We start from the raw sequence: 11,793 nt of genomic DNA on the forward strand, positions 1-11,793 counted from the left end.
AACCATCTGCTGATCTGACCATTACAAAATCAGAGTCAGACGGGACTTTCACTATTACAGCTAAGAACCTTCAAGGTTTCGATGGTTATAAAGAAGTGAAGATTCCATTCTGGTCTCATGCCAATGGGATGAAAGATATCATCTGGTACACGCCAACTCGCCAGGCAGACGGTTCATATACTGTAACAGCCAAAGCTAGTGACCACGAAAACGCTGATGGCAAGTACGAAGCGCAGGTCTTCTATGTGGATGCTAACGGACAAAACAAGTTTGTCAAGAAAGCCTTTATTGACTACAAAAATCAATCACGTCCAACTGCTAGTCTCTTGATCCAAAACAACAACAAGGATGCGGGTACCTTTGATGTCATCATCAAGGATGTCTACAGTCCTAAAGGTGTGCGGACCGTTCAAGTCCCAACTTGGTCTGATAAGGATGGCCAAGACGATATTCGCTGGTATGAAGCGACTCGTCAATCAAATGGAGACTACAAGGTATCGGTCAAAGCGAGCGATCATAAAAACTCTACTGGTAAGTACCATATTCACCTTTACTATATTCAAAATGATGGTTCTCGTGTGGGTGTCGGTTCAACGACTACAGAAGTTGAATTCCGAAATGCTCAGACGAAGACACAAACAGGGATCAAGAATGTCAATTCTGGTGCTGGAACCTATACGGTAACGGTGGATCAAGCGCCTCAGGGCCGTCGGATTAAGAACATCCGTGTCGCAGCCTGGTCTCAAGCACACCAAGAAAATCTTTTCTGGTATTCAACAGCACCTTCTGGAATGCATACAGAAGTGCAGGTCTCTGCAGCCAATCACCAGTACCAATCAGGTAACTATACCACTCACGTCTATGTGGATTATGTCGATGGTGGCGTTGAAGGCTTTAACCTTGGTCAAACAGCCCTTCATCCCCGTGCGACAGTAGATCAAACTGCTTTTAGTCCTCGTGTAACGAATGGACAACGGGACCGTGTCTTACGGGCAGCAGCTAGTCTAGTAGGCGTTCGTGGCGGAACTGCAGCTCACCAACAATTGGTCAATGATTATAACAGTGTTAAACCACTTCCAGTTGGTTATGCAGTGAAGACGACCGATGACTGGTGTGATATCTTTGTCACAACAGTCTTCCAGCGGGAAGGTTTGAGCGGTTTGATTGGCCGTGAATGTGGAGTCGAACGTCACATCCAGATCTTCAAACGCTTGGGCATCTGGAATGAAGATGGTACCACTACACCAAAAGCAGGGGACATCATCACCTTTAACTGGGATCAAAATAGCCAACAAAACAATGGCTTTGCGGATCACATCGGAATTGTTGAGAGCGTCTCAAATGGGATCATTCATACCATTGAAGGAAACTCCAACAACCAAGTCCGTCGCAATACCTACCGAATCGGACATGGCAATATTCGTGGATTTGCAACCCCACGCTATCAATAAAAAAAAGAAGCCGCAGGCTTCTTTTCTTATTTTTTCAACCCTTCTTCGAAACTCTTGGAAGGGGCCTCGACTTGGATGGTTTCAAGGGTTAATGGATTGGTGAAGGTCAAGCGGTGAGCATGGAGCATGAGTCGCTCTCCGCGTGCAGGGTTATAGAGAGGGTCCCCGACAATCGGGTGCCCATGATGGGAGAGATGCACCCGGATCTGATGAGTACGCCCCGTCTTGAGCTGGCATTTGATCAGGCTGTTTCGCCCGATTTTTTTCAGTTGCGTCACCTGAGTTTCTGCGTACTGTCCCTTGCGTGGATCGACCAGGCGCTTGCGCCGATCGTGGCGATCGCGTCCGATTTTATCCTTGTAGACGATGGTTTTTTGTGCTAAGCTGCCTTGGATCAAGGCCCAGTACTCGCGTTGGATGTTTTTATCTTCTAAAATGCGGTTGAGAATGGGCAGGATAAAAGGATTTTTAGCAAATAAAATCGCTCCGCTGGTTTCCTTATCTAGGCGGTGCACGACGTAGCAGGTGGATCCAACATAGCTGGAAACATGGTTGAGAAGAGCAATTTCTGTCGGCTCATTGGCATGGGTTTTCATACCTTCAAGCTTATTGACGATGATGACATGCTCATCCTGATAGAGCTCTTCGACCAGACTCGGGTCTCCGGCTAGGAGCTCTTTTTCAGGGTAATCGTCCGCGTCAAAGATCAGCTGGATCTGGTCTCCTTTTTGAACGGGGCTCTGCCAGTTGATGGTCTCGCCATTGACCAAGACGTGCTTCTTGGTTCGTAAAAAATGCCGGATCTTACGGGGAATGAGGAAGTAGTCCTCAAGCAACTCTTTCACAGTCATCTGGGGAAAGGATTGTGGAATAGTAAATTGATAGTTCATGACCCTATTGTAGCAAAATCTAAGCTTAAAGAAAACTAAATGGGAGAAGGGGATGAGCTATCTTTTCTTGCTAGGACAAGGATAAGGTGTTACAATAACAGGTATGAATAGAATAAAAGAATTATTTGAAAACCTGATCACTTTTTTTAGAAAGGATCATCCGCCCAAAGCGGTGGCAGAAGAAGTGCCAGACACGGAACTACCGGAAGAGACAGTAGAGCCGACCTATAGTCGCTCAGGCAAGCACAGAAGCAAGCCTCTCTCTCAGCATCCCTTCCGTCGTTTTTGGCGCAGATTCCATTTGACCAAGATTCTCCTGATCATTGGGCTAGGCTTTAGCCTCTTGACAGGGGGCTATCTTTTCTACCTTGCTAAGACGACCAACGTCAAGGATTTGCAGAATGCACTGAAGGCGACCACCATTATCTATGATAAGAATGGGGACCAGGCGGGAAGTTTGACCGGGCAAAAAGGAACCTATGTCGAACTCGATGCCATTAGTGAGAATCTGCAAAATGCCGTGGTCGCAACAGAAGACCGGAGCTTTTACAAGAATAGCGGGATCAACTATGGTCGCTTCTTCTTAGCGATTTTGACCCTGGGTCGCTCAGGTGGTGGGTCGACCATCACCCAGCAGCTAGCCAAGAATGCTTACCTGTCTCAGGACCAGACGGTGGAGCGTAAGGCTAAAGAATTCTTCCTGGCGCTTGAAATCAATAAGAAATACAGTAAAAAAGAAATCCTCACCATGTACCTCAACAATGCCTATTTTGGAAATGGGGTTTGGGGAATTGAGGATGCTTCCAAGAAGTATTTTGGGGTTTCAGCCAGTCAATTAAGCCTGGATCAGTCTGCAGTACTCGCCGGTATGCTCAAGGGACCTGAGATCTATAACCCGCTCTATTCAGTAGAGAATGCGACCAATCGCCGCAATACGGTCCTCCAAAATATGGTGGCAGCTGGTTATATTGACCAGAAAACGGCTGATCAGTCGGCTGCTGTGGATATCCATGGCCAGCTGGTTGATGCCTATGAAGGCAAGTCGGAGGATTACCGCTACCCATCCTATTTTGATGCGGTGATCAATGAGGCGGTCAATGAATACGGCCTGACCGAAGAAGATATTGTCAAAAATGGCTACCGGATCTACACTGAGCTGGATCAAAATTACCAAGCAAGCATGCAGGTGATCTATGACAATACGGCCCTCTTCCCAGTAGCGGAAGACGGCACGCGCGCGGAATCTGGTAGTGTCGCCCTCGATCCTAAGACCGGAGGGGTTCGGGCTCTCGTAGGGCGTGTCGGCAGTGATCAAAATCCAGGTTTCCGTACCTACAACTACGCTACCCAGGCTGCCCGTAGTCCAGGATCAACCATCAAACCTTTAGTCGTCTATAGCCCAGCTGTTGCAGCAGGTTGGTCGACCAATAAGGAATTGGACAATAGTACCACCCAATATGGAAGCTATGAGGTCAATAACTATGCGGGAATCCAGTCTAGTCCAACGGTACCGATGTACCAGGCCTTGGCAGAGTCCCTTAACCTTCCAGCCGTAGCGACGGCTAATGATTTGGGTCTTGATACGGTCTTTGAGTACGGGAAAAAATTCGGACTCAACATGGACAAGGTGGACAAGTCGCTTGCCGTTGCCTTGGGAGCTGGTGTGACAACCAATCCGATGCAGATGGCCCAAGCCTATGGTACCTTTGCTAACGGCGGAGTCATGAATGATGCCCACCTCATTACCAAGATCGAAAATGCAAGTGGCCAAGTGGTCAAGAGCCACAGCCAGAAATCAACCCGAGTGCTTAGTGGTTCAACGACAGATAAGATGACCAATATGATGCTTGGTACCTTCAGTAATGGTACAGGGGTTAACGCTGCGCCTTATGGCTATACCATGGCAGGGAAAACCGGTACGACAGAGACCAGCTTTAACAAGGACCTCTCTGGAGACCAATGGGTGATCGGCTACACGCCAGATGTAGTCATCAGTCAATGGCTTGGTTTCCCAACGACCGATGAAAATCACTACCTGACGGACAGTAGTGCTGGAACGGCATCCGAGATCTTCCGCAATGTTGCCAACAGTGTTCTGCCTTATACAGACGGTACCCAGTTTGACTCGGTGAAGAACTCTTATGCTGAAAACGGCATTGCGCCAGTCGGAGAAGAAACGACAGAAACAGATAGCAAAGAAGACAAAGGTTTCTTTGAGGATGTCAAAGAAAAGGCGTCGAATATGGTCGATAATGCGAAAAAAGCAATCGACGAGGCCGATATCCCAGGAAAAGCGAAAAACGCTTGGGATACCTTCAAAGGCTGGCTTGGCTTCTAATCAAAAAAACGATTCAGAAATCCTTCTGAATCGTTTTTTGTTTAAAGTTCACTATCTGACAAGCTAAAGGTATCGCCGTGTTGAAGATCCCCGTACTGGTAGCCTCGTTTGAACCAGCGCATGCGTTGCTCTGAAGTTCCGTGGGTAAAGCTATCTGGTACCGAGTAGCCGTAGGCTTGCTCTTGGAGAGTGTCATCCCCGACTGCATGGGCTGCATTCATGGCTTCTTCGATATCGCCGATATCTAGAAGGTTTCGGTCTTGAATGGAGCGGGCCCAGACACCGGCTAGATAATCAGCTTGTAGCTCAATGCGGACACTGATGGCATTTCGTTCCTTTTCAGAAAGGCCTTGTTGCATCCGATGGTATTTGCCAAGGATTCCCAGCTCATTTTGTACGTGGTGGCCGACTTCGTGGGCGATGACGTAAGCCATGGCAAAGTCCCCGCTAGCCTTGTATTTGGTTGTTAATTCCTTGTAGAAGCTCATATCCAAATAAATCTTTTTGTCGGTTGGACAGTAGAAAGGACCAGCCGATGCTTGCCCAACCCCACAGCCTGTCTGTGTCCGTCCGGTATAGAAGACTAGTTTGGGCTCATGGTAAGTGCGTCCTTCAGCTTGAAAGACCTTGTGCCAATGATCTTCTGTTGTCCCAAGGACCTTGCTGACGAACTCAGCATCTGCATCATCGACATGGGTCTTGTTGGTGCGCGTGACTTGGGTGGATTGGTAAGGTTGAGAAGAAGTCCCATTTCCAAAGAGACCCCCAAGGCTAGCGCCACCACCTCCTAGAAGAACCAGAAGAAGGATGAGGACGATCTTACTTTTGAAGCTCCCCGGCGATAGTAAGATCTGTAAAATGCCTCCGCCAAGATTACTATTGCCTGAAGACTGGGAGTAGCTTTGCCCCCTGCGGTCTTCGATATTTCTACTTTCTTTTAGGTTATCACTTTTCATATTCGTCTCCTTTTGTTTTATTTTACCAAAAATGAGGAGAAAACCAGAGTGATAACGCTTTAGATTTGTTTTTTTCTTGACAGGAGATTTTCTGTTCTTGTCAAAACGTGGAAAACTTGCTATAATGGGGTGAACGGAGGCGTTATGGCATTAAAAAAAGCAAGTCTAGCGTGTACGGTTTGTGGGTCACGCAATTACTCCATTAAGTTGAGTGGGACGCCAAAACCAACACGTCTAGAAGTCAATAAATTCTGCAAGCATTGCAGCAAGTATACCATCCATAAAGAAACACGATAGGAGAGAGTTGTGAAATTCATTAAAGATATTTTCGTCTTACTAAAAGATACAACTTGGCCAAATCGCAAGGAAAGATGGAAAAACTTTATCTCAGTGATTGAGTACACCGCTTTCTTTGTAGCATTGATTTATTTGTTCGACAAAGTCATTGCACGTGGCCTATTGCACATGATCAATTTCTTTTAAGAAAAGAAGCCATGCGGGATCCCAAGGGTCCTGCTTTTTATGGTCTTTTCTTAAAAATAAATCAGCAAACCTCTTTGCATTCCTGCAAAATGTGGTATAATGAAGTTAGGAAAAGGAAAGCCAAGAGGCTTTTTTTAGTATGTTCACAAAAGCTCGAGCAGGCTAAACAGAAAGAAAGGATGCCCAAATGGACAGTTTTGATAAAGGCTGGTTTGTACTACAAACCTACTCAGGATATGAAAACAAGGTAAAAGAGAATCTTTTGCAACGTGCGCAAACTTACAATATGTTAGAAAACATCTTGCGCGTAGAGATTCCAACTCAAACCGTACAAGTTGAGAAAAATGGTAAAACAAAAGAAATCGAAGAAAACCGCTTCCCAGGTTATGTCTTGGTAGAAATGGTCATGACAGATGAAGCTTGGTTTGTTGTCCGTAATACCCCGAACGTTACTGGTTTCGTTGGATCCCACGGAAACCGTTCAAAACCAACTCCATTGTTGGAAGAAGAAATCCGCAGTATCTTGCTCTCTATGGGTCAAACCGTTCAAGAGTTTGATTTGGATGTCAAGGTAGGCGATACAGTTCGTATCATCGACGGTGCCTTCACAGACTATACTGGTAAGATCACTGAAATTGATAACAACAAGGTGAAAATGGTCATTTCTATGTTCGGTAACGATACGGTTGCAGAAGTGAATTTGAACCAAATTGCTGAATTGTAAGAAAGAGAGAGTGGGACAGCTTCAACAGTCTGGGAGACTGTTGAAGGTTGCAGATAAAGGAAACATAGTTTCCGTCAACATAGGGCATCTTTGAAGCTTAAAAAGCGAACAAAGACTTAGGATACTTGCTTCGCAAGTTCTATCCGCCACCTCAAAGCAGTGCTTTGAGCACTCAACCACTGCGTCTTGCTCGACAATCCAAAAACAATTGAGAGGCTAGGACTTTTGTCCCAGCCCCTTTTGATTGCTTGTTATTGATTTTTATCCAGGCCAGTGATCTTTTTTAACTGCTTGGTTTCTGCAGTAGACGTAACATTGAAGATCTTATTTCCTTGTGTAGAGAAGCTAGATTCATCTCCGTTGCTATCTTTATAGACATAGCTGGTCCCATTTTCTGAACGCATAATGGCATAGGGTTTTCCGAGACGTTCGAGGGCCGTTTTTGGTGTATCGGATTTGGAAATGCTGCCAGTAGACTGGTGGTTGGCATCGCCCCCTCTTAGTCGGAAGGTGATATCTGTTAACACATTATTGCGGAAGAAAGCCATGATATCGCCATTGTCTGTTGCCCAAACATTGACTCCATCACCAGGATTCGCACTGTCTGTGCTACTTACGGGTTGACCAAAGGCTGCAACTACGTCATCGTAACTGCTTCTTTCTTTTGGCCCACCAACCTCTTGTCCATCTTCGGTTCTCAATACAAAACCGGTGGTAGGGTGGAGGTTCTTGAGTTTTTCGATCTCAGGAATGGATGCAGCTCCTGGCACATATTGGAGAGATGCGCCATCATCTGGATCCAAGCTGAAGCGACCTGAAAAATCATCTGAGCTACTGCTGTCTGAAGAAGTGCTCGACGATTTACTAGATGATGCTTTGGTAGAAGATTGTTTGATCGGTTTTCTAGAGCTAGAAGCTGTTTTTGCTGGTTGCGCAGAATTGGCAGGTGAGCAAGCGGCTAGTGTCACTAGTGAAAGAAGGCCGATCGCAAAGAAACGAATGTTTTTCATAAATACCCTTTCTAATGTGCTTCGCCAATCAGGCGAGGTTTTATTATATCAACAATCAAGGAATGGAGCAAATGGAAACAAAAAATCCCCTATTGCTAGGGGAATTTTTAAAAGATAAAAGATGATAAAAAATTTTATTATCAAGGCGGTAGACGGATTTGAACCGACGATCAAGCTTTTGCAGAGCCGTGCCTTACCACTTGGCTATACCGCCGTAACATATAATATTGTAACCTAAAAAACAAGATAGGTCAAGAAAAACTTTTTCCTTCAAATCATTACAGATGAAGAATGCTGAAAAAATCTCTCAAATAGCTTGCGAATTCTAGGGATTTCTGCTATACTTATAGAGTTGTCTAAGACAGCAAATACTCATCTCGGATCCATTGTGGCACCGTTGCCCTTGTGGTCGTGCTGCAAGTTGACGTCTGAGAGAGGAGAAAAAAACAAAAAAGGAGAAACTACTCATGGCAGTAATTTCAATGAAACAACTTCTTGAGGCTGGTGTACACTTTGGTCACCAAACTCGTCGCTGGAACCCTAAGATGGCTAAGTACATCTTCACTGAGCGTAACGGAATCCACGTTATCGACTTGCAACAAACTGTAAAATACGCTGACCAAGCATACGACTTCATGCGTGATGCAGCTGCAAACGATGCAGTGATCTTGTTCGTAGGTACTAAGAAACAAGCTGCTGATGCTGTTGCTGAAGAAGCTGTTCGTTCAGGTCAATATTTCATCAACCACCGTTGGTTGGGTGGAACTCTTACTAACTGGGGAACAATCCAAAAACGTATCGCTCGTTTGAAAGAAATCAAACGCATGGAAGAAGATGGAACTTTCGAAGTTCTTCCTAAGAAAGAAGTTGCATTGTTGAACAAACAACGCGCTCGTCTTGAAAAATTCTTGGGCGGTATCGAAGACATGCCTCGTATTCCAGACGTAATGTACGTTGTGGATCCACATAAAGAACAAATCGCTGTTAAAGAAGCTAAGAAATTGGGTATCCCAGTTGTAGCGATGGTCGACACAAACACTGACCCAGATGATATCGATGTTATCATCCCAGCGAACGATGACGCTATCCGCGCTGTTAAATTGATCACTGCGAAAATGGCTGACGCTGTTATCGAAGGACGTCAAGGTGAAGACAGTGTTGCTACAGTAGAAGCTGAATTGGCAGCTACTGAAGGTCAAGCTGATTCAATCGAAGAAATCGTTGAAGTTGTAGAAGGCGACAACGCTTAATTTCATTCAATAAGTAACGAACCTAAGAGGGCAGGGCTCAGCCCGACCCTCTTATTTTATTAAAAAATATAGGAGAACAAAAATGGCAGAAATTACAGCTAAGCTTGTAAAAGAATTGCGTGAAAAATCTGGTGCCGGTGTCATGGACGCTAAAAAGGCATTGGTTGAAGTTGAAGGTGATATCGAAAAAGCGATCGAATTGCTTCGCGAAAAAGGTATGGCTAAAGCAGCTAAGAAAGCTGACCGTGTTGCCGCTGAAGGTTTGACTGGTGTTTATGTCAATGGTAACGTTGCAGCAGTAGTTGAAGTAAATGCTGAAACTGACTTCGTTGCGAAAAACGCTCAATTCGTTGAATTGGTAAACGCAACAGCGAAAGTGATCGCTGAAGGTAAACCAGCTAACAACGAAGAAGCTCTTGCTTTGACAATGCCTTCAGGTGAAACTCTTGAAACTGCATATGTATCTGCAACAGCTACAATCGGTGAAAAAATTTCATTCCGTCGTTTTGCTTTGCTTGAAAAAACAGATGCACAACACTTCGGTGCTTACCAACACAACGGTGGACGTATCGGTGTTATCTCTGTGATCGAAGGTGGAGACGAAGCACTTGCTAAACAAATCTCAATGCACATCGCTGCAATGAAACCAACTGTTCTTTCATACAAAGAATTGGATGAACAATTTGTGAAAGATGAATTGGCACAATTGAACCACGTCATCGACCAAGATAACGAAAGCCGTGCAATGGTTGGTAAACCAGCTCTTCCACACTTGAAATTCGGTTCAAAAGCACAATTGACTGACGAAGTGGTTGCTCAAGCTGAAGAAGATATCAAAGCTGAATTGGCAGCTGAAGGTAAACCAGAAAAAATCTGGGATAAAATCATCCCAGGTAAAATGGATCGCTTCTTCTTGGACAACACAAAAGTTGACCAAGCCTACACTCTTCTTGCACAAGTCTACATCATGGATGACAGCAAGACAGTGGAAGCTTACCTTGAATCAGTAAATGCTTCAGTTATCGAATTCGTTCGTTTTGAAGTTGGTGAAGGTATTGAAAAAGCTTCAAATGACTTTGAAGCAGAAGTTGCAGCTACAATGGCAGCAGCTCTTAACAACTAAGAATAAAAAAATAAGAGGTTTCGAAGGAAACCTCTTTTTTGTAAGATAAATTCATCTAAATAACTTTCCTTAGGTGAGTACGGACGTCAGCGAACTTCGAAGAAGTTCCATGACTTAGTTTTGGACCTAAGGTTCCAAAACTCCCGAGTGCTAGAAACATGATTGTTTCTAGCACTTTTCTCACAGCGGAAAGTTTTAGTAGATGACTGAGTAATTCTAATAAATAAATTTTTTTGTTTTATAGAATTTATTAGATTTTAAAAAAAAACAGTTTGTCTATACTCTTAGAGGAACGGAAGCCTCTTTTTTGTATGCAAAAACTGAAGCCGTTGCTTCAGTCTTTTGCTTAATGTGCGAAGGTATCGATTCCTAGGAGCAGGGACAGGGTTCCCATGATGAGGCCGGCTAGTATCACTCCGAGCATGACTGCGAGGCTACTGCGTTTGAAGTCCCAGTCAAGGATAGAAGCTGCAAGGGCACCGGTCCAGGCACCAGTTCCCGGAAGAGGGATTCCAACAAAGAGCAATAAGGCCCAGAAGATTCCCTTGTCTCCTGCAGCTTTTTCTAATTTCTGTCCGCCTCTATGGCCCTTATTGAGACACCAGCTAAAAAAGCCTCCGATAATTGGTTTTTTTGCCCCCCAAGTAAGAATATGGCGGGCGAAAAAGAAGATCAGAGGGACAGGGAGAAGATTTCCGATCACTCCGATCAGGAGCGCTGTCCATAAGGGAATACCATTTGCAATGGCAAAAGGGATGGCCCCGCGCAATTCAACAAGGGGCACCATGGAGATCAGGAAGGTAAAGATATATTTCATTAGTCAAGCCTTTCGATTAGTCTTCTTCATTCTATCGTATCTTTTCTCAATTGACAACTATGATCTTTTTTAATCTTTTATCTTGACTTTCTGGTGGAGGAAGCATATAATAAAGACATAGTTAATTAGAATCATTATAAAAAGGAGAAATGACATGACAACTATGAAACATGAAGCAGCTACTGATGTAGCAACTTTTGCACCTTCAAATAAAGAAACTCTTCCAGAAACAAAAGCTCTCTTGAACCAAGTCGTAGCAGATCTCTACGTGGCTCACATTGCCCTTCACCAAGTACACTGGTATATGCGTGGACGTGGCTTTATGGTTTGGCATCCAAAAATGGACGAATACATGGACAGCTTGGATGCAACCTTAGATGAAGTGAGCGAACGCTTGATCACTCTTGGTGGTGCGCCATATTCTAGCATGACTGAATTTTTGGAACACAGCAATATTGAAGAACGCCGTGGAACATTTACAAAAAATGTAGAAGAAAGCTTGACACGTGTTCTTGAAATCTTCCATTACCTTGATGGCCTTTACCAAAAAGCTTTGGATGTTACCGATGCTGAAGGCGACGATGTAACCAACGATATCTTTGTTGGGGCTAAAGCAGAACTTGAAAAGAACATTTGGATGGTGGCTGCTGAACTTGGTCAAGAACCAGGATTATAAGATCATAAAAAATAGAAGCCGTTGGCTTCTATTTCAGACTGAAGACAAAGTCTTCTTAGAAACTTTCCTTAGGTG

Annotated in this window: 12 protein-coding genes and 1 tRNA gene; 8 read left to right on the plus strand and 5 right to left on the minus strand. The window is 44.5% G+C overall.

Annotated features, from left to right (window positions below):
- Nucleotides 1-1,451 (plus strand): GBS Bsp-like repeat-containing protein (locus HMPREF3002_RS02020; protein ID WP_070665036.1); only part of this gene is annotated, 1,451 nt, incomplete at its 5' end.
- 26 nt (nucleotides 1,452-1,477) lie between these two features.
- On the opposite strand, the gene HMPREF3002_RS02025 is transcribed toward HMPREF3002_RS02020, so the two are convergent.
- The gene (locus HMPREF3002_RS02025) at nucleotides 1,478-2,341 is read right to left on the minus strand and encodes an RluA family pseudouridine synthase (RefSeq protein ID WP_070665038.1); all 864 of its coding nucleotides are present in this window, start codon (nucleotides 2,339-2,341) and stop codon (nucleotides 1,478-1,480) included.
- Between the two features lie 103 nt (nucleotides 2,342-2,444).
- Here HMPREF3002_RS02025 and pbp2a point away from each other — a divergent pair, with 103 nt between their 5' ends.
- Nucleotides 2,445-4,679, plus strand: a complete 2,235-nt coding sequence (pbp2a, locus tag HMPREF3002_RS02030; protein WP_070665040.1) for a penicillin-binding protein PBP2A — start codon at nucleotides 2,445-2,447, stop codon at nucleotides 4,677-4,679.
- 41 nt (nucleotides 4,680-4,720) lie between these two features.
- Here the strand turns inward: pbp2a and HMPREF3002_RS02035 are convergent, their stop codons facing one another.
- Entirely contained in the window at nucleotides 4,721-5,635 is a 915-nt protein-coding gene (locus tag HMPREF3002_RS02035; protein ID WP_003009045.1) for a KPN_02809 family neutral zinc metallopeptidase, read from the minus strand.
- Between the two features lie 144 nt (nucleotides 5,636-5,779).
- Between HMPREF3002_RS02035 and rpmG the strand changes: the two genes are divergently transcribed.
- From rpmG to nusG, 3 genes are all read left to right on the plus strand, one after another.
- A complete protein-coding gene (rpmG, locus tag HMPREF3002_RS10555) occupies nucleotides 5,780-5,932 on the plus strand; it encodes a 50S ribosomal protein L33 (protein ID WP_003009043.1) in 153 nt (50 codons plus the stop codon).
- 9 nt (nucleotides 5,933-5,941) lie between these two features.
- Nucleotides 5,942-6,118 carry a preprotein translocase subunit SecE gene (gene secE / locus HMPREF3002_RS02040; protein WP_003002261.1) on the plus strand — a complete coding sequence of 59 codons (177 nt, stop codon included), beginning with the start codon at nucleotides 5,942-5,944 and terminating at the stop codon, nucleotides 6,116-6,118.
- A 187-nt stretch (nucleotides 6,119-6,305) separates the two neighbouring features.
- On the plus strand, nucleotides 6,306-6,842 hold the full coding sequence (gene nusG, locus HMPREF3002_RS02045; RefSeq protein ID WP_003002077.1) for a transcription termination/antitermination protein NusG: 537 nt from the start codon (nucleotides 6,306-6,308) through the stop codon (nucleotides 6,840-6,842).
- 251 nt (nucleotides 6,843-7,093) lie between these two features.
- Here the strand turns inward: nusG and HMPREF3002_RS02050 are convergent, their stop codons facing one another.
- Together HMPREF3002_RS02050 and HMPREF3002_RS02055 are read right to left on the minus strand one after the other, a co-directional pair.
- Entirely contained in the window at nucleotides 7,094-7,852 is a 759-nt protein-coding gene (locus HMPREF3002_RS02050; RefSeq protein ID WP_070661552.1) for a hypothetical protein, read from the minus strand.
- Between the two features lie 143 nt (nucleotides 7,853-7,995).
- Nucleotides 7,996-8,066 (minus strand) — tRNA-Cys (locus HMPREF3002_RS02055).
- 253 nt (nucleotides 8,067-8,319) lie between these two features.
- Between HMPREF3002_RS02055 and rpsB the strand changes: the two genes are divergently transcribed.
- Entirely contained in the window at nucleotides 8,320-9,102 is a 783-nt protein-coding gene (gene rpsB, locus HMPREF3002_RS02060) for a 30S ribosomal protein S2 (RefSeq protein ID WP_003016971.1), read from the plus strand.
- Nucleotides 9,103-9,184: 82 nt separating this feature from the next.
- Nucleotides 9,185-10,225, plus strand: coding sequence for a translation elongation factor Ts (gene tsf, locus HMPREF3002_RS02065; RefSeq protein ID WP_070665042.1), 1,041 nt, complete (start codon nucleotides 9,185-9,187; stop codon nucleotides 10,223-10,225).
- A gap of 346 nt (nucleotides 10,226-10,571) precedes the next feature.
- Here tsf and HMPREF3002_RS02070 read toward each other — a convergent pair whose 3' ends face one another.
- Nucleotides 10,572-11,042 carry a COG2426 family protein gene (locus HMPREF3002_RS02070; RefSeq protein WP_003002130.1) on the minus strand — a complete coding sequence of 157 codons (471 nt, stop codon included), beginning with the start codon at nucleotides 11,040-11,042 and terminating at the stop codon, nucleotides 10,572-10,574.
- Nucleotides 11,043-11,196: 154 nt separating this feature from the next.
- Here HMPREF3002_RS02070 and HMPREF3002_RS02075 point away from each other — a divergent pair, with 154 nt between their 5' ends.
- Nucleotides 11,197-11,718 carry a Dps family protein gene (locus HMPREF3002_RS02075; RefSeq protein ID WP_003001978.1) on the plus strand — a complete coding sequence of 174 codons (522 nt, stop codon included), beginning with the start codon at nucleotides 11,197-11,199 and terminating at the stop codon, nucleotides 11,716-11,718.
- The last annotated feature ends 75 nt before the right edge of the window (nucleotides 11,719-11,793 follow it).

Origin of the sequence: Streptococcus sp. HMSC065E03, assembly GCF_001815045.1 — a bacterium.
GTDB classification, from domain to species: Bacteria; Bacillota; Bacilli; order Lactobacillales; family Streptococcaceae; genus Streptococcus; species Streptococcus parasanguinis_AD.